This window comes from Actinophytocola sp. (genome assembly GCF_050699935.1).
Taxonomy (GTDB): domain Bacteria; phylum Actinomycetota; class Actinomycetes; order Mycobacteriales; family Pseudonocardiaceae; genus Actinophytocola.
This window is the reverse complement of the sequence record NZ_JBOHGB010000043.1, coordinates 28,047-46,117: the sequence shown is the minus strand read 5'-3', so window position 1 is coordinate 46,117 and position 18,071 is coordinate 28,047. Positions and strand designations below refer to the sequence as shown.

Sequence of the window (18,071 nt, the reverse complement as noted above, 5' to 3'; positions counted from 1 at the left end):
GCTCTCGGTCGCCGCGGGATGGCTGCCGCTCGCGCCGTGGCCGTCCGTCGCGGTGCTCGGCGCCGGCGCGGTGGGTGTCGCGGCGTACGCGCGCCGCCACCGGGGCCGGATCGTCGTCGAGGCCAGGATGTTGCGTGCGCTCCGCGCGTCCGCGCCGCGGTGCCCGGGTGACACCGTGATCCCCGGGCTGACCGCCGAGGTGACCGCCGAGACCGGGGGCGACGGGGTCACCCGCGTCACCGCCACGAGCTACCACGACGCGGTCCGCGCGCTCGGCCACGTCATGGGCCGCGACCGCGGCTTCCAGCTGGACCTCATGCGCCGCACCGGAAGCGGCCGGCTCGCCGAGGTATGGGGTCGCACCGCGCTGCCCTCGGACATCCGGTTCCGCGAGCTCGGGCTCGGTTCGGCCGCCACCGCGGCCGCCGCCACGCTCGCCGAGCCGGAACGCGCGCTGCTCACCGCGTTCGCCGACGGCGTCAACGCCGCGTTCGCGCACGAGACGCCGTTCGAGTGCCGGTTCCTGTCCTACCGGCCCCAGCCGTGGCGGGTCGAGGACAGCCTGCTCGTCGCGCTCGTCCTGTTCCACTCGCTGTCCTGGAACGAGCAGGCCAAGCGCGCCGAGGCGGTCGTGCGTCGCACGATGCCCGCCGAGATCGCAGACTTCCTCCTACCCACCACCGGCGGCAACGCTCCGCCGGTGCCGGCCGGTCTGGCCGCGCACCGGGCGGAGGACGTGCCGGATGACGACCTCGTCGTGCTCGACCGGGTCGTCGCGGGCTCCAACTGCTGGGTCACCGCGCGGGGCGAGAGCCCCCTCCTCGCGTGCGACCTCCACCTGCCGCTCGGCGTGCCGAACGTCCTCTACGAGATCGACCTGGCCTGGCCGGGCACCAGGTTGCGGGGCCTCGCCGCCCCCGGCCTGCCGGTCGTGCTCACCGGCACCAACGGGCGAATCGCGTGGGGGGTCACGAACCTGACCGCCGACGTGCTCGACCTCGTCCCCACGAGCGCCGGCGGCCAGACCACCACCACCGAACGGGTCCGGGTCCGCGGCCGCGCGGAGCCGGCCGAGGTCACCGTCATCACTGACGGCGGCATGCCGGTCGCCGGCGCGCCACTGTGCGGTGAGCAGGTCGCCGTCCGCTGGACCGGGCACGACCCGCGTGCCGCCGACCTCCGCCTCCACCGTCTCGCCGCCGCCCGCGACGTCGCCGAGGCCGTCGCCGTGCTCGACGACGCCGACGGCGTCGCGCTCAACGTGCTCGTCACCGACGTGGCGGGCCACCTGGCACACCTCGCCACGGGCCTGCTCCCGCGCCGGAAGCCGACCACCCCGCGCACCGACCTCGCCGACGGGCACCTCACCGGCCCGGAACGGCCCCGGGTCCTCGACCCGGCCGACCGGATCCTGGTGTCCGCCAACGACGAAGCGCTGCCCGAGGAGCCCCACCGCATCGGCCTCGACCTCGACCCCGGCTACCGCGCCCGCCGCATCCGCGACGTGCTCACCGCCGCCGACCGCCCCGACGTGGCCGCCATGCACGCGCTCCAACACGACATCGCCGCGGACCTGTACCTGCCCTACCGCGACCTCGCCCTCGCCGCACTGCCCGCCGGTCCGATCGCGACGCTGCTCGCCGGCTGGGACGGCACCGCCGACACCCGCTCCCGCGCGTTCGGCGCGCTGGTGCGGCTGCGCGACGTGCTCGCCCGGCGCGTGCTCACGCCCTACCTCGTCGCGTGCCGGGCCGCCGACCCCGCGTTCCGCTTTCCGTTCCGCGCGTTCGACCGGCCACTGCTCGCGATCCTCCACGCCCGCGACCCCGACCTGCTGCCGGCCGGCGTGACCGACGTCGACGCGTTCGTCACCGGCTGCGTCGCCACCGCCAGTGCCGGCCCCGGTGGCGACCCCGGTGGCGCCCGCCCGCCCAGGTGGGGCCGGCTCAACCGGGTCGGCCTCGGGCACCCGCTCGCCGGACTCGCGCCGTGGGCCGACGCCGTGCTCGGCATCCGGCCCCGTCCCCAGGCCGGGATGCTGCACAGCGTCCGAACCGCCGTGGCCGGGTTCGGCGCCGCCGGCCGGATCGTGCTCACCGCGGCCGGCGTCGCCTCCGTCGCGGTGCCCGCCGGCCAGTCCGGCCACCCGCTGAGCCCGCACTACGCCGACCGGCACGCCGCCTGGGTTGCCCGGTCCGCGCCCCGACCAGGAGCCCGCCGCGACGGCTGCGGCTTCGTGCTCCGACCGCGTCCGGATGCGGGCGTCCACCAGACAGCTGACGTGCTCGGTTGTGAAGGAGATGAGAGCCGATGAGTACGGTGCACGAGCGGCCGGAGGCAACGATCACCGAGTTGTTCGCCGAGCAGGTGCGCAGCAGGCCGGAGGCGACCGCGCTGCGGTTCCTGGGCGAGGACCTGAGCTACGCGGTCCTCGACGAGCGGTCCGACCGCCTGGCCCGGCACCTCGTGGCGATGGGCGTCGGGCCGGAGTGCGTCGTCGGCGTGTGCATCGACCGCTCCTTCGAGATGATCGTCGCGCTGCTCGCGATCCTCAAGGCGGGCGGCGCGTACCTGCCGATCCACGCCAAGGAGCCCGTCGAGCGGTTCCAGTACATGCTCGACCAGGCCGGCACGCGGATCCTGCTCACCCACGAGCGACTCGCCGCGACCTTGCCCGCCGTGGACGCCGAGGTGCTGTCGCTGGACGCGGCGCCGCTGCCGGAGCCGGTGGACCCGACGCCGCTCGACCCGGCCACGATCGCCGACAGCACGGCCTACGTCTGCTACACGTCCGGTTCGACCGGCAAGCCGAAGGGTGTCTCCGTCCCGCACCGCGGCGTGACGCGGCTCGTCCAGGACGGTGACTACGCGCACTTCGGTCCCGACGAGACGATCCTGCAGCTGTGCGCGCTGACCTTCGACCCGGCCACGTTCGAGATCTGGGGCGCGCTGCTCCACGGCGGCAAGCTGGTCATCTACCAGCCCGGCACGCTCGAGCTGGACGCGCTCGCCGAGTGCCTACGCCGTGACGAGGTCACCACCCTGTGGCTGACCACCGGCCTGTTCCACCGCATGGTCGACGGCCAGCTCGACGGCCTCGGCGGCCTGCGGCAGCTGCTGGCCGGCGGTGACGTGCTGTCGCCGGCGCACATCAACCGGGTGCACCGCACCTATCCGAACCTGCGGCTGGTCAACGGGTACGGGCCCACCGAGAACACCTGCTTCACCACGTGCCACGTCGTCACCGAGCCGGTGGGCGAGCGGGTGCCGATCGGCATCCCGATCACCGGGACCCGGACCTACGTCCTCGACGACAAGCTCCAGCCGGTGGCCGACGGCGAGTGGGGCGAGCTGTTCACCTCCGGCGCCGGCCTCGCTCGCGGCTACCTCGGCCGCCCCGGGCTCACGGCGGAGAAGTTCATGCCGGACCTGTACCAGCCCGGTCAGCGCATGTACAGCATCGGCGACGTCGTGCGCAGGGAGCCCGACGGCGCGCTCACCTTCCGCGGCCGCCGGGACAACCAGGTGAAGGTCGGCGGCTACCGGGTCGAGCTCGGCGAGATCGAGGCCGTGCTCGCCGGGCAGCCGAGGGTCAAGGAGGCCGTCGTGGTGGTCCGCGAGGACATCACGCCCGGCGAGAAGGTGCTCGCCGCCTACGTCGTCCCCGAGGGCGACGACGAGAACCTGCTCGCCGACCTGCGGCTCGCGCTGCACCGCAGGCTGCCCGCGCACATGATCCCGCCCGCCATCGTGATCCTCGACCAGTTCCCGCTGACCCGCAACGAGAAGATCGACCGCAAGGCGCTCCCGACTCCCCAGCAGGCGCCCCGCGAGGTCGACACCGAGTTCGAGGCGCCCCGCACCCCGGTCGAGGCGCTGCTCGCCGACATGTGGAGCGACGCGCTCGCGATCCGCGAGGTCGGCGTGTACGACGACTTCTTCGAGCTGGGCGGCAACTCGCTGATGGCGACCGACCTGCTCGCCAAGATCCGCGTCGCGCTCGACGTCGACGTGCCTGGCGCACGCCTGTTCTACGAGAACGCCACCGTCTCCGGTCTCGCCGAGATCGTCGACAAGTCTCCCGCACTGTCCGCCCAGGACGGACCAGCGGCCTGAGCCCGGCCGCCGCCGCTACAACTCACGGAGGAGGAACCCATGAAGCTCACGCGGCCGACGGGCGCTGAGGACATCGACCTGGACTCGGTCGACCTCGTGGACGCCGCCATCCACGGCGAGGGCGACCCGCACGCCATCTGGCACGCCATGCGCGAGCACGACCCGGTGCACTGGCAGCAGGTCACGCCCGAGCTCGGCTTCTGGTCCGCCACTACGTTCGTGGACGTCACCAGGGTCCTCAAGGACCACCACGTGTTCACCTCCGAACACGGCACCCTGCTCAACCTGCTCGGCAAGAAGGACCCGGCGAGCGGTCAACAGCTGCCCGCCACCGATCCGCCCAAGCACACGAAGATGCGCTCGCCGGTGCAGCGCGCGCTCAACAGCCGCATCCTGGCTCGGCACGAGGAGCTGATCCGCAAGGAGATCAGGATGCTCTTCGACGCCGTGGTCGACGGCGAGGTGGTCGACCTCGCCGAGATGAACGCCAAGATCCCGATGGCGGTCACCGGCACCCTCATGGGCCTGGACCGGGAGGACTGGCCGCAGCTCACCTTCCTCACCAGCCAGGCGATCGCACCTGACGACCCGGAGTTCGTGCGGCCGGAGGGCGGCAAGGCGACCCTGCACCGTGCGCACCGCATGCTGTTCGCCGCGTTCGAGGAGGCCATGACCCGCCGCGTCGGTGGCGGCACCGGCGACCTCATCGACATCCTGCGCACCATGGAGCTCGAGGACGGCAGGCGGCTGCGGCCCGGTGAGATCGTGTCCAACTGCTACAGCCTGCTGCTCGGCGCGAACGTCACCACCCCGCACGTGCCCAACGCCGCCATCGTGGAGCTGGTCGAGCACGACCTCTACGACGAGTGGGCCGCCCACCCCGAGCTGCTGGAGAGCGGCATCGAGGAGGCGTTGCGCTGGAGCTCGCCCGCGAGCCATTTCATGCGCTACGCCAAGGTCGACGTCGAGCTGAGCGGCACCACGATTCGCAAGGGCGAGCCCGTCGCCGCGTGGCTCGGCTCCGCGAACCGCGACGCCACCGTCTTCCCCGACCCGTACTCCTTCGACCTGCGCCGCACGTCGAAGGAGCGCAACCTCGCTTTCGGCGTCGGACCGCACTACTGCGTCGGCCACGCGGTCGCCCGGATCACCCTGCGGGTGTTCTTCGAGGAGCTGTTCGAGCAGTTCGCCGGGTTCGAGCTGGCGGGGGAGCCGGAGCACCTGCACTCGAACTTCATCGCCGGGATGAAGCACCTCCCGGTCGTCGCCAGGCGCAGGCAGCCGGTCGGGCCAGCGCGGTGACCGGAGGGAGCAGACGACCATGACGCTGGCGACGGTGTTCCGCCACACCCCGCACCAGAACCCCGCCACACCGGCACGGATCGCGGAGATCCTCGCTGATCCCGGGTTCGGCAAGCACGTCACCGACCACATGGTGACGATCGACTTCGACCCGGAGAACGGCTGGCACGACGGGGAAATCCGCCCGTACGAGGACCTGCGGATCGCCCCGTGCGCCAACGTGCTCAACTACGGGCAGGCCATCTTCGAGGGCCTCAAGGCGTACCGGCAGCCCGACGGGTCCGTCGCCACGTTCCGGCCGGAGGCGAACGCCGCCCGGTTCCGGGACTCCGCGCGCCGCCTCGCCATGCCGGAGCTGCCCGAGGACCTGTTCGTGTCGTCGCTGTCCGAGCTCATCGCCGTCGAGGACCGCTGGATCCCCGCCGGCGACGGGCAGTCGCTGTACCTGCGGCCGTTGATGATCGCGACGTCCACCGACCTGCTCGTCACCCCCGGAACCGAGTACACCTATGTCGTCGTCGCGTTGCCGTCCGGCCCGTACTTCACCGGCGGCGTCACACCGGTGAGCGTGTGGCTGTCCCGCGAGTACGTGCGTGCCGCGCCGGGCGGCACCGGGGCGGCGAAGTTCGCCGGAAACTATGCCGGTACGTTCGTGGCGCAGGCACAGGCGAAGGCGGCGGGCTGCGACCAGGTCGTGTGGCTGGACGCGGTCGAGCGTCGGTGGATCGAGGAGATGGGCGGGATGAACCTGTTCTTCGTCTTCGGCTCCGGCACCGACGCGCGGGTCGTCACGCCCGGTCTCACCGGGACACTGCTGCCCGGTGTCACCCGTGACTCCGTGTTGCGCCTGGCGACCGATCTCGGCCTCGCGGTCGAGGAGCGCCGGGTGTCTACAGAGGAATGGCAGGCCGCGGCCGCGTCCGGCGCGCTGACCGAGGTGTTCGCCTGCGGCACGGCCGCCGTCATCACGCCGGTCGGCGCCGTCCGCCACAGCGAGGGCGGGTTCACCGTCGCCGACGGCGAGCCTGGCCCCGTGACGATGCGGCTGCGCGACCGGCTCACCGGCATCCAGGAAGGGCGTGTGCCCGATCCTTATGGCTGGATGCGCGGGATCGGCTGAGGTGCCGTCACTACGCGGTGGCAATCTGCTCGCCGAGGTCGGCACGGATCTCGGCGAGCAGGGTCTCCGGTGCGGACATGAACTCGAAGTGCCCGCCCGGCAGCTCGACGTGGCGGCAGTCCGCCGACGTGTCCGTCCAGCCACCCATGAGCTTCATGGGGATCTCCGGGTCCTCGCTCCAGCCGATCGCGGTGATCCCGGCCGGGATGGTGATGGCGCCGGGGGAGTAGCGCTTGTTCGCCTCGATGTCGTTGACGAGCACCTCGAGCCCCATCTCGATCAGCGCGCCCGTCGGCTCGCCGCCGAGCCTGGTGATGATGTGGCCCAGCTCCACCCGCAGCCCGTCGGCGTCGAGCTCGAGCAACCTGCCGTACGGACCGTCGTGCGGCGCGACCTGCGAGGAGACGAAGACCCTGGTAGGCAAGGGAAGTCCGGCCGCGGCGAGCTGCCGGGTCACCTCGACGCCGGGCAGCGCGCCGCCGCAGTGGCCGAAGAACGCGAACGGCCGGTCGAGATGCGGGCGCAGGTACTCGATGAGCCCTTCCGCCATGTTCTCGTAGGTCTCGTAGTGCGGCTCGGCGATCCGGTTCTGGCGTGCGGGCGGCTGGATCAGGCAGACGTCGATGTCGCCGACCTTCCTCGGCCACGCCTGGTACATCGAGGCGCCACAGCCCGAGTAGGGGAACAGGAAGAGACGGGCCCGGGCCTCGGGATCCGGCCGGCGCAACAGCCAGCGAGGCGGCCTTGCCCGGCGCGACTCACTCATGTGGACGAACGTAGAGGAAACCCCGTGGTTACTTCAAGTTCCGCGACAGGCCCGCGCCCGACGGGTGGATCTCAATGATGATCCTGTCAAGCGATGGCCGCATTCGGCGCGGCGGGTTGCCGGAGTCGGTTCTCGCGCGGCAGTGCCCACAGGACGTCCACGAGGCGTCGGGCGAGCGCGATGATCGCTTTGGCGTGGCGTTGGTGTTCGGAACGCCTTCGTTGGCAGAGCTCGCGGGATGGTCCGTCGATTCTGAGGCTGGAGCAGGCGGCCAGGCGGGCCGGGCTGCCGAAGACGGTCAGGTCGCCGGCGAGGAATTCGGCGCCGAGCGTGGGTCCCGTGCCGGGCATGCTCTCGATGATCTTCGTGGTCGGGTGGGCACGGAACCGCTCGGCGAGAGTCTTGTCAAGGGTGCGGACGGTGGGGATCGACGCGCGGTGCGTGCCGTGTTCCCGCAGGTGGTCGGTGAGGCCCTGTTCACCGGCCTGCCGGATCGCCTCGGGCGTGCAGTACCCGGCGACGAGGACGGTCCGATGCCCGGTCAGCACGGACCGCTCCACGACGAGCTGGTCTGGCGTCGCGATCTCGCGCGGGTCGCGCCGCGGCCGGGCGGTCTCGGCGATGACCTTGGCGTCGCGAGCGTCGGTCTTGCACTCGCCGAACGCGCCGGCCATCCGGCCGGGCACGTACCCCACCGGTTGGTCCGTAGTGACCAACAACGCGAGCAGCGGGCCGCCTGGTCGTTTGCTGACCTGCACGGACCACAGCACAATGCCGTCAGCGTCCACGGCCGTGGGGTGGTGAGCCGTCTTGCCGACATCGGCACCGATCCACACCATCTCGGGAATGGTCAGCTGCCGCTCTTCCTTGATCACTCCCACAACGGCGGTCGCCGATCAGCCACGCCTCGTCGTCTCCGGGCATCCAGGGCGACTCCCTGAAGATCATGAACTTAGGGGTAGCCGATGACGGGACCTGATGTGGACATGGTGCGAACGCCGCTGCGGTACCTCGACGGCGCACAGGTCGCCGAGCTGTGCGCGAAGATCGACCCGCTCGAGGTGGTGACGGAGGCCTTCCTCGCCGTCCGCGACGGCCGGTCGGCGGTGGCGCCGGAGGCGGCGTTGCGCTGGACCGCGCCGGACGGGACCGCCGCGCGGAGCCTGGTCCTCCCCGCCCACCACGACGGCGCGTACGGCTGCAAGATCATCAACGCGTGCGTCGGCAACCCCGATCGGGGGCTGCCCCGCGCGGGTGGCCTGATCCTGTTGTACGACAGGGAAACCGCGGCGCCGGTGTGCATCATGGAGGGAGCCAGGATCAGCGCCCTGCGCACGGCGGCCGTGTCCGTGGCGGCGCTGCGGGCGGTGCGGCCGCTCGTGTCGGTGCGCCGCGTCGCGTTCCTCGGGTGCGGCCGGCAGGCGCGGACGCACCTGGAGTTGTTGCGCGCCAACGGTGCCGTCGACTCCGTGCTGGCCTACGACCAGGATCCCGCCCGTGCCAGGGAGTTCGCCGACTCAGCGCCCGGCGTGGAGGTGGAGGTGGTCACCGAGCCGCGAGCCGCGGTCAGCGACGCCCCGGTCACCGTCGCGGCCACCACCACCACGACATCGTACGTGCCCCTGGCATGGTTGCCGGCGGGAGCCGTGTTCCTGAACGTCTCCCTGGACGACGCGGCGGAGGATGTGTTGCTGGGCGCCGAACACCTCGTGATCGACGACTGGCACCTGGTGAGCGAGGACCGATCGCGGCTGCTGGGCAGGCTCATCGGCGCCGGGCGCGCCACCGCACCCGGTGTGCACAAGCTCGGTGCCCGCCAGATCGACACCGACCTGGCCACGCTGCTGTCTGGAGGCTACTCGCGGCCGTTCGCCGCCCCCGACCGCACCGTGATCAACCCGTTCGGCATGGGTGTCCACGACGTCGCCCTCGCCACCCGCGTCTACCGAACCGCCGAGGAATCCGGCGCCGGCACTCTCCTGCCCCGCTGACCCGCCGGACCGGCGGATCTTCGTCCTACGCCCGCCGGTGAGTTCGGCCGGGCCGGCTGGTCATACCTTGCGACCACCGGTTCGACCAGCGAAGGAGCGGCTCATGGTGATCGTCGCGGGACATGTCGTCGTCGATCCGCGGCAGCGCGAGTCCTACCTCGCGGAATGCGTGAGCGTCGTCGACCAGGCGCGCCGTGCGCCCGGCTGCCTCGACTTCGCCATCTCCGCCGATCTGGTGGACGTCGGCCGCATCCTTAGCTTCGAGCGCGGGGAGCCGCAGGCGTGCACCCACTGACCTGACCGCGTGCCACACCGTCGCCTTCAGCGGCACCTGCCATTCGCGGATCACTTTCACCGAGTGCGACTACGCCCGGCACTGCCGGCCGTCAGCGGGGACCTCGCGACGTGGGGACGCGGTCGAGCTGTTCCTCAGGCTGGTGGGCCCGCGGGCATGGCCTCCGGCCCGCTCGGCTGTCGTTGGGAGTGCCACTGGGTTCCTGTCTGGACTCTAGCGATTCGGATGTGGTGTGGTTGGTCGGTGGATGACCAATCTCGCCGCGGCGAAGCAGGCGAGTACGGTCAGCCAGCCGACCGGGTAGGACGCCGTCGTCGTGATGAAGCCCATCGCGGCGGGGCCGGTGAGGAGGCCGAGGAAGAAGCCGAGCATGACGCGACCGGTGAGCCGCGCCGTGCCTTCGCGGCTGGTGTGCCTGAGCACCGCGACCATGGCCACGGAGTTCCACGCCACGGCGGTGAGCCCGAGCCCCACGGCGCCGATCCACACGAGCCAGCTCATGCCGAATGCGGACACTATGATCGGCACCTCTGACAGCGCGGCCGCGATTGCGAGCGTCGCCAGGGCACCGGCGGGGTCCCCTAGCCTGCCGCCCAGCCATCCCCACAGATACCGGGAAACGATTCCCAGCAGACCTACGCACGAGATCAGCAAGCCCGCCGTGCGCTCGTCGAAGCTGAGAACGGAATGGGCGTACAAAGGCAGGAACCCGTTGGTGGCGCCCATTCCGATGCCCATGAGCAGGCCGTAGACGCCGAGCGTCAGTGCACCGGTGTGCGCAGTGGGCTGGGGACTAGATCCTTTGTGGACATCTCGCGCCACGAGTCCGGCCCCGCGAAAGAACAGCAACGTGTATACGAGGCCGGCGATGGACAGAATCGTGACGGCCTGCGCGGCTGCTCTCCATCCCCACATGTCCGCGAGCGGCGGCAAGGTCGCTCCCGTCAGTAGTGCCGCGACCTGAACGCCTGCCTGTTTCACACCGACCGCCCGACCGTGGTGCCTCGGCGCGACGTAGGCGACGATCGCCTGATTGGTCGCCGGGTTGCCGATCGCGAGTGCCACGCCCATCGCGCCTACTACGAAAAACAGCGCTACGTGGCTCCTGGTGTACATGATGAGCCCGAAACAGGCAGCCGTCACCACGAACACCGCCAGCACCGAACGCTCGATTCCCAGCCCGTTGAGAATACGTGACGAAAACACCGAGGTCACAATGGCGACCGCGAAGAGCACGGTCGGCAACAATCCGAACACGGCCGGGCTGATTTGGAGATCGTTCGTAATGTTCGGCGCGAGTACACCCAGGCTGAACTGCATGGTCGAACTGACTATCATCGCCAGTGCGAGAATTGCGACGATGTTCGACTGGTGCCGCGCTTCCGGCAGCTGGTCCTCGACCATCAGGCCGCGCTTCGTCGGGGTCGTCGCGGCTCATCGCACGTCCGGGCGGTCGCGGCGAGCGTGGCCCAGACGGGGCTACTATATGCGGTGACCCCGTGGCGAGACGCCGCGCGGTGAGCATGGAGCGTGTGCATATCGGCTCGTGACAGCGTCCTTTGGTACGGGTAGTCTGCGCGGGACCGATTGGCCGAACACCTCCATATGGAGCGGAGGAAAAGGTGACAGGCGATAGCGAGCGACAGGAATCGTATGTTCAGTCGCTGAGTCGCGGGCTCGGTGTGCTGCGCTGCTTCACGGCGAGCACGCCCAACCTCACCATCGCCGAAGTCGCGCACGCGACCGGGCTGACCCGGTCCACCGCGAGGCGATTCCTGCATACTCTTAAAACGCTCGGTTATGTCGGTTCGCAAAACGGCCGATTCCACTTGCGGCCACGGGTACTCGAGCTTGGTTACGCGTACCTGTCGTCGGTTTCGATCGCCGACATCGCGCAGGAGTGTCTGGCTCCCGTCGCCGAGGAGCTCCACGAGGCCTGCTCTGCCGCCGTCCTGGACGGCCACGACATCTTCTTCATCGCACGGGTGCAGACGAGCCGGGTCATGAGCATCACGCTCACCGTCGGTACGCGGCTCCCGGCGTACTTGACCTCGCTGGGACGCGTTCTGCTCGCCGGCCTGTCCGAGGCCGAACTGGACGAGTACCTGCGGACCGCGGAGTTCCACCGGGAGACCGGCCGGACGGTCGTCGAGAAGGACGCCCTTCGCGAGCTGCTGGCCAAGGTTCGCCGAGACGGCTATTGCCTGGTCGACCAGGAGATGGAGATCGGCGTCCGCTCCGTGGCGGTCCCGGTGCGAGACGGGACCGGAAACGTCGTAGCCGCGGTCAACGCCGCCGCGCATGCTTCCCGAGTCGGGCTCGCCAGCCTTCGCAAGACTTTCCTGCCACGGCTCCAGGAGGCCGCGCAGGAGATCGAGACCGCCCTCGCCGCCAAGCGTTGAGCTGACACCGCGCGCACTCCTGGTGCCGCCGGCGCGCGTCTTGGCGGATGGCCCTGTAGATCGTTCAGGCATTGGTCCGATCCGTTCTCTCGTCATGTCCTCGGTACCAGCACGCCTCGTGATGACGCGTCGTTGACCGGGTGCCGGCACGCCGGGTAGTGTTCACTATAAGCACCATGGTTCGCATCGTGGACGCTCGCCGGAACGTTGTCTCGAGGGGCCAGGAGGACATCAATGGCGCTGGGAGAGCCCCGCTACCTGAAGGTCGACGATCTTCAGGTCGGTGTCTACGACGTCAGCCCGGAGGCGGAGTACTTCTGGTCGCAGGTCGCCGAGCGGCGGGTGGTGATCCGGTACTGCGAACGATGCGGCCGATACAGCCATCCCCGACAGGGAACCTGCGCCAACTGCTTTGCCGGTGGCCTCACGTGGCGAGAGGTGCCGGGCAGCGGGACCGTCTACACGTACAGCACGGCGTACCGGGCGAAGGACCCGGACATGACGATGCCGCGCACGTTCGCGCTCGTCGAGCTCGCCGACGTCGAGACGTACCTGTTCACCGAGATCGTCCCGGCCGAAGGGGTACACATCGGACTTCCGGTTGAACCGTTGTTCGTCCAGACCGAACAGGGCGTGCTGCTCAAGTACCAGACACGCACGAACTAGGAGGGCCTGTCGTGCCGTTCGAGGACATCGTCGTCGCCGGGTACGCAGCCGCGGCTCAGACCCTGCCGCTCGCGCCGGACGAACGGCCCAAGAGCACGTTGGGGTTGGTCAACGAGGCCATCGGCGGTGCGGTGGACATGGCCGGAGTCGACCGGCGGCGGATCGACGCCGTGATCACGCATCGTCCGCCGTCGGCCGACCACGTCCTCCAGTTCAACCAGAAGATCGTCGAGGAGTTGAAGATCGCTCCCACGTCGACGACATCGATCACCAATCACGGCGCCGGCATGCTCAGCGGCTTCAAGTACGGCGCACTCCTCTTGGAACGAGGACTCGCCGACTACGTCCTGCTCGCCAGTGGCGATGCCGGGGCCCTGTGGATCCACGACGAGGCGGGCCAGAACGCGAACCTCGAGTCGGACACGCACTTCGAGGCGCCGTACAAACCGATCACACCGGCCCTCTACGCGCAGGTGGGCCAGCGCTACCTGTACGAGCGGAAGATCGGCGAGGAGGCCCTGGCGCACATCGCGGTCGAGAACCGCAAGTGGGCACTGCGGCACCCGGACGCGACCATGCGGCACAAGGGCGAGCTCACCAAGCAGCAGGTGCTGGAGTCACCGATGATCGCCTCACCCAGCCGGCTGCTGCACTGCGCGCCCTTCTACAAGGGCGGCCGCGCGGGAGCGGTCGTGCTGGCCAGGGCCGCGGACGTGCCGTGGACCGGACGGCCCGCCATCCTGGTGCGGTCGGTGGGGGAGTGCGTGACGCACGAGTACATCTCCGGGCGGATGGGCCTGTACGGCTTCGGCCCGTGGGCCGATGGTCCGAACCTGACGGTGACCGCGGCGGCGCTGGCCGCGCGGCAGGCGTACGAGTTCGGCGAGATCTCCGCCGCGGACCTGGACATCGTCAACACGCCGCTGCCGTTCGCGTTCGCGATCCTCATGGTGCTCGAGGAACTCGAGCTGTGCCCACCCGGCCAGGTGGCGGACTGGGTTCTCGGCGGCGGCATCGACTTCGACGGCGGCCTACCGTTCAACACCCACGGCGGCAGTCTCTCGTTCGGACAGTCCCATCTGAACTGCATCATGGACTGCGTGATCGAGAGCCTCGAGCAGCTCGACGGGGTGGCGAAAGGACGCCAGGTCGAGGACCCCCGAACCGCTCTGGTCCACTCGCACGGCGGCGTGCTCGCCGCCCACACGGTCGCCATCTTCGAGCGGAGTGCCTGATGGGCGTCCGTGAGCTGCTCGCGCCCCGCACGCTGGCTCTGGTCGGAGCGTCGGAGAAGTCCGCGTTCGCGCGTGCGGTGTGGAGCAACCTCGCCGGCTCGCGGCGTACCGCCGCCCGGCTGCACCTGGTACATCCGACGACGCGCGAGGTGTTCGATCGGCCCTGTCATCCGTCCATCGCGGAGATCGACGAGCGGATCGACTGTGCCGTCGTCTGCGTGCGTCGAGAACGCGTGCCAGACGTCCTCGCCGATGCCGCCGCGGCCGGCGTGCCTGCCGCGGTCGTGTTCGCCACCGGGTTCGAGGAGTCCGCGGACGACACGGGTCCCACGCTCGCCCGGCGGGTGCGGGACATCGGACTGTCGTCCGGACTGGCCGTCGCGGGCCCCAATTGCCTCGGCGTGGCCAACCTGCTCGACGGCGTGACGCCGTATTCCGGTGGGATACCCGAGGATCTCGCCGCTGGCCGGGTGGCGATCGTGTCCCAGAGCGGCGGACTGCTCGCCGTGCTGCTCGAGGCCGCCGCGGTTCGTGGAGTAGGGATCGGCGTTGCCGTCTCCAGCGGCAACGAGACCGTCACGTCCATGGCCCACTACACCAGGGTGCTCGCCGATGACGATCGGGTCGAGGTCATCGGCCTGGTCGTGGAGGGTTTCCGGGACGGCCCCGACATGCTGGCCGCGACTCGGCACGCCGTCAAGCGGGGCAAGCGCGTGGTGTTCCTGAAGTTGGGCCGCGCGGCGGCCGGGATGCGCGCCGCGCGATCACATACGGGCAACCTCGGCACGAGCTACGAACGGTTCCGCGGAGTGGTCGAGCAGTGCGGCGGCGTGCTCGCCGACGACCTGCCCGACTTCCTCACCGCGCTGATCCTGGTCTCCGCACTGCACGGTAGGGCGGGGCGCGTCGCCGTCGTCGCGTGTTCGGGCGGCACGGCCGCGCTCGGTGCCGACCTGGCTGAACGCCGGGCGGTTCCTCTGTCCACTTTGGAAGACGCCACGACCGCGAAGCTGGCCGCGGTCCTGCCTGAGCACGCGGCGATCGGCAACCCGGTCGACTTGATCACGCCCACCGCGGAGTCGGCCGGCGCGGTGCTCGACGCACTCGACAGCGACGATGGCGTGGACGCCATGCTCGTGGCCCTCCCGTTGTTCCGCACGCCGGAGCGCACGGTCCCGGCCATCGCCGCGGTCGCGCGCGCCGCCACCAACTACCGCGGCCGCACCCCGCTCGTGGCCGCGACCGTCATGCCCGGCACGGTGAGCGCGGAGTGGGCGAGGACGCTGGGCGGATGCCCGCTCGTCGACGGACTGGACATCGCTCTGACGGGTGTGGGCAACGTGCTTCGCCAGGAGGTGTACCTGCGATCGGTGGCACGGAGATCTGGTGGCATCGGCTCACGGCCCGAGACCGGTCTCGCCGTGCGCGCCTGGTCGGAACAGGACCTACTCGCGGAGCTCAGCGCGCGCGACTTCCCCGTGGTCGAGCAGCGCCATCTGGACTCGGAAAGCGAGCTGTCCTCACTGGACGATGCCGGGCTGCGGTTTCCGGTTGTGGTCAAGGTGGACTCGCCGGATGTCCCGCACAAGTCCCACGCGGGTGGAGTACGAACCGGTGTCGGCTCGCTCGACGAGTTGGCGAGCGCGCTGCCGACCATCCGAGGCGACGTGCTCCGGCATGTGCCGTCCGCCCGCATTCGTGGCTTTCTCGTGCAGCGGCAGGTGGTCGGCGACGTTCGGGAGCTGTTCGTCGGCGGGGTTCGTGATCCGGCGCTCGGGCCACTGATCGCCGTCGGACTGGGTGGCACGAACGTCGAGTCCCTCGGCGGCGCCAGGTTCATGTCCGCCCGATTCCTCGACGGCGCGGACGTCCGGTCGGCCGTGCTGACCTCGGGAATGAGGTCGCTTGTGGACGGGGGATACGACGTCGACGCCTTCGTCGCTCTGGTGGTACGCGTCGCGCGCCTGTTCGAGGCGAGCGACGGGATCGCCGAACTGGACCTGAACCCGGTGCTGCTCGGTCGCACGGGCGAAGGTCTGTGGCTGGTCGACGCCCTCGCCGAGCCGGCCGATCAGCAGCCGTCCATGACCAGAGAGGTGGAACGACCGTGACCGTCACCCAAGCCCCGGCTGACACCACGAGCATCCCCGGTGCGGCGGAGAGCCTGGTGTGGGAGACCGACACTCGCTTCCGGCTCCACTCAGCCGTCTATACCTCACCGAGGATCTTCGAGTTGGAGCTGTCCAGGATCTTCGGGCGCTGCTGGCTCTTCCTCGGTTACGAGGGCTCGATCCCCGAGCCGGGCGACTATCTCACCACGACCATGGGACTGCAGCCGGTGATCGTCACCCGGACCGATGGCGGGGAGATCGCGGCGATGCTCAACCGGTGCGCGCACCGAGCGTCGGTGGTCTGCCGGGAGGAACGCGGACGGGCGACGACCTTCCGCTGCCCTTATCACGGTTGGGTCTACCGCAACGACGGCACGCTGATCGGTGCGGCCCAGCGGCAGGGCTACCCGGACGACTTCATGAGCTGGGGGCTGCGGCTGCCACCGGTGCGGGTGGAGAGCTATCGGGGACTGATCTTCGGCACGCTCGATCCGGATGCCGTGCCGCTGCTGGACCGGCTCGACGGAGTTCGGCGCTACATAGACCTGTGGTGTGACCGCTCGCCGACCGGGCGCTACGACATCGCGTCCGCGGCGCATCGGTACTCCTACGAGGCCAACTGGAAGTTCCAGATGGAGAACGGCGTCGACGGATACCACGGCAACTACATCCACGAGTCGTTCACGAAGATCCTCGAACGGTCCGGCGAACGCAAGGCCACCGACATAACCCGCGCGCGCAACAACGTGAGCGCGCACAACTACGCGATCGGGCTGCCCTGCGGCGACGCGTTGCTGGAGCGGGAGAGCGGGATGCTCGGCACCTACGACTTCAGTCGGCATCCCGAGTTCGCCGAGGCACTCCGACGCCAGCACGACGGCGATCGCGTTCGCGACATCATGATGCAGCGCAACATCTTCATCTTTCCCAACCTCTTCCTCTTCGAGTCGCACATCAGGGTCGTTCGGCCGGTACGGCTGGACCACACGTACGTCGATGTCCATCCCGTCCACCTGCAGGGGGTCGACGACCAGCTGAACATCGACCGGCTCAAGGAGCACGAGCGGTTCTTCGGACCCGCCAGCTTCGGCGCGCCGGACGACATCGAGGCGTTCCTGTGCGTGCAGACGGGCGCACAGGCGACGGTCGACCCGTGGTTGGAGATGTCCCGCGGCATGCACCGCGAGGAGCGTCTGGAATCCGGTGAGGTTCGCGGACATTCGACCGACGAGACGACGCAGCGGGCCCAGTACCGCGAGTGGCGGCAGCTGATGCGTGGCGGGGAGGCACGGTGACGCGCATGACGACGGTCGAGGACCTGATCCTCCGTCACGACGTCGAGATGTTGCTCTACCACGAGGTGCGGCTGCTCGACGAGGGCCGGTTCGACGACTGGCTCGAGTTGTACACCGAGGACGCTCGTTACGTAGTACCCATCGGCGACCGCGACGACGATCACGAGCCGGCCGTCATCGACGACTCCCGCCAGCGAATGGGCGAGCGGGTGTTCCGACTCACCGAAACGCTCGTGCACGCCCAGAACCCGCCCTCGCGGACCCAACACGAGGTGACCAATGTCGACATCCTCGAGCGTTCCACCGAGACGATCGTCGTCGGCTGCAACCAGACGGTGCACGAGATTCGCGGTGGAGACATCTTCCACGTTGGTCTGGGGTCGCCGCGCAGCTTTCACGCACGGGTCACCTACCGGCTCGTGAACGCTGCGGATGGCTGGCGGATCGCGCTGAAGTCGGTCGTCCTTCTCGATCGGGACATGCCGCTCGGCAACCTCGTCTTCATCATCTGAGCGCGGGAGTGCTCGATGAGTAGCGGCGACACGGAAGGTGGACGGACACCAAGAGCATTCATCCGCAACGAGTTCTCCGTCGTGCGAATCGAGTGGTGCACCGACGAGCGGCGGGGATCGTTGCGCATCGAGGTGCCCTCGACGGACCAGTCCATCGTGCTTGACCCGCTCGAGCTGGAGGCCCTGACCAAGATCGACCGAGTGCTGCTGCGCGAGTTGCTGGTGGAGGGTGACGAGCGATGAGGGTCGACCCGGGGAGT

Annotated in this window: 16 protein-coding genes; 13 read left to right on the top strand and 3 right to left on the bottom strand. The window is 69.8% G+C overall.

All coding sequences use genetic code 11. From position 1 onward, the window contains the following. The 4 genes from ACRDTB_RS16440 to ACRDTB_RS16425 all read left to right on the top strand — a co-directional run. The coding region (locus tag ACRDTB_RS16440; protein ID WP_431431177.1) for a penicillin acylase family protein at positions 1 to 2,314 on the top strand (2,314 nt) is incomplete at its 5' end. Next, complete coding sequence (locus tag ACRDTB_RS16435) at positions 2,311 to 4,116, top strand: amino acid adenylation domain-containing protein (protein WP_431431176.1); 1,806 nt, start codon at positions 2,311 to 2,313, stop codon at positions 4,114 to 4,116. The genes ACRDTB_RS16440 and ACRDTB_RS16435, both read left to right, overlap by 4 nt. Before the next feature lie 39 nt (positions 4,117 to 4,155). Then, a complete protein-coding gene (locus ACRDTB_RS16430) occupies positions 4,156 to 5,418 on the top strand; it encodes a cytochrome P450 (protein WP_431431175.1) in 1,263 nt (420 codons plus the stop codon). Between the two features lie 19 nt (positions 5,419 to 5,437). After that, positions 5,438 to 6,538: a branched-chain amino acid aminotransferase gene (locus ACRDTB_RS16425; RefSeq protein ID WP_431431174.1), complete on the top strand. Its 1,101-nt coding sequence runs from the start codon at positions 5,438 to 5,440 to the stop codon at positions 6,536 to 6,538. Between the two features lie 10 nt (positions 6,539 to 6,548). Here ACRDTB_RS16425 and ACRDTB_RS16420 read toward each other — a convergent pair whose 3' ends face one another. Both ACRDTB_RS16420 and ACRDTB_RS16415 read right to left on the bottom strand, forming a co-directional pair. Next, positions 6,549 to 7,304: a thioesterase II family protein gene (locus ACRDTB_RS16420; protein ID WP_431431173.1), complete on the bottom strand. Its 756-nt coding sequence runs from the start codon at positions 7,302 to 7,304 to the stop codon at positions 6,549 to 6,551. An 86-nt stretch (positions 7,305 to 7,390) separates the two neighbouring features. Further along, positions 7,391 to 8,179 carry an IS110 family transposase gene (locus tag ACRDTB_RS16415; RefSeq protein WP_431431172.1) on the bottom strand — a complete coding sequence of 263 codons (789 nt, stop codon included), beginning with the start codon at positions 8,177 to 8,179 and terminating at the stop codon, positions 7,391 to 7,393. A 90-nt stretch (positions 8,180 to 8,269) separates the two neighbouring features. Here ACRDTB_RS16415 and ACRDTB_RS16410 point away from each other — a divergent pair, with 90 nt between their 5' ends. Then, positions 8,270 to 9,295: an ornithine cyclodeaminase gene (locus ACRDTB_RS16410; RefSeq protein WP_431431171.1), complete on the top strand. Its 1,026-nt coding sequence runs from the start codon at positions 8,270 to 8,272 to the stop codon at positions 9,293 to 9,295. A 103-nt stretch (positions 9,296 to 9,398) separates the two neighbouring features. Beyond that, positions 9,399 to 9,590 carry a putative quinol monooxygenase gene (locus ACRDTB_RS16405; protein WP_431431170.1) on the top strand — a complete coding sequence of 64 codons (192 nt, stop codon included), beginning with the start codon at positions 9,399 to 9,401 and terminating at the stop codon, positions 9,588 to 9,590. Between the two features lie 213 nt (positions 9,591 to 9,803). Here ACRDTB_RS16405 and ACRDTB_RS16400 read toward each other — a convergent pair whose 3' ends face one another. Next, positions 9,804 to 10,994 (bottom strand): MFS transporter, encoded by a 1,191-nt coding sequence (locus ACRDTB_RS16400; protein ID WP_431431169.1) that lies wholly within the window; start codon positions 10,992 to 10,994, stop codon positions 9,804 to 9,806. A 218-nt stretch (positions 10,995 to 11,212) separates the two neighbouring features. Here ACRDTB_RS16400 and ACRDTB_RS16395 point away from each other — a divergent pair, with 218 nt between their 5' ends. The 7 genes from ACRDTB_RS16395 (at position 11,213) to ACRDTB_RS16365 (ending at position 18,054) form a co-directional block, all read left to right on the top strand. Beyond that, positions 11,213 to 11,992 (top strand): IclR family transcriptional regulator domain-containing protein, encoded by a 780-nt coding sequence (locus ACRDTB_RS16395; protein WP_431431168.1) that lies wholly within the window; start codon positions 11,213 to 11,215, stop codon positions 11,990 to 11,992. Positions 11,993 to 12,226: 234 nt separating this feature from the next. Then, positions 12,227 to 12,658, top strand: a complete 432-nt coding sequence (locus ACRDTB_RS16390; RefSeq protein WP_431431166.1) for a Zn-ribbon domain-containing OB-fold protein — start codon at positions 12,227 to 12,229, stop codon at positions 12,656 to 12,658. 11 nt (positions 12,659 to 12,669) lie between these two features. Next, positions 12,670 to 13,893 carry a thiolase family protein gene (locus ACRDTB_RS16385; protein WP_431431165.1) on the top strand — a complete coding sequence of 408 codons (1,224 nt, stop codon included), beginning with the start codon at positions 12,670 to 12,672 and terminating at the stop codon, positions 13,891 to 13,893. Next, positions 13,893 to 16,004 (top strand): acetate--CoA ligase family protein, encoded by a 2,112-nt coding sequence (locus ACRDTB_RS16380; protein WP_431431163.1) that lies wholly within the window; start codon positions 13,893 to 13,895, stop codon positions 16,002 to 16,004. The genes ACRDTB_RS16385 and ACRDTB_RS16380 overlap by 1 nt, the downstream gene beginning before the upstream one ends. Beyond that, positions 16,001 to 17,299, top strand: coding sequence for an aromatic ring-hydroxylating oxygenase subunit alpha (locus ACRDTB_RS16375; protein ID WP_431431162.1), 1,299 nt, complete (start codon positions 16,001 to 16,003; stop codon positions 17,297 to 17,299). Before ACRDTB_RS16380 ends, ACRDTB_RS16375 begins: the two co-directional genes overlap by 4 nt. 5 nt (positions 17,300 to 17,304) lie before the next feature. Continuing rightward, entirely contained in the window at positions 17,305 to 17,811 is a 507-nt protein-coding gene (locus ACRDTB_RS16370; protein WP_431431161.1) for an aromatic-ring-hydroxylating dioxygenase subunit beta, read from the top strand. Between the two features lie 15 nt (positions 17,812 to 17,826). Further along, positions 17,827 to 18,054, top strand: coding sequence for a hypothetical protein (locus tag ACRDTB_RS16365; protein ID WP_431431160.1), 228 nt, complete (start codon positions 17,827 to 17,829; stop codon positions 18,052 to 18,054). Positions 18,055 to 18,071 lie beyond the last annotated feature (17 nt).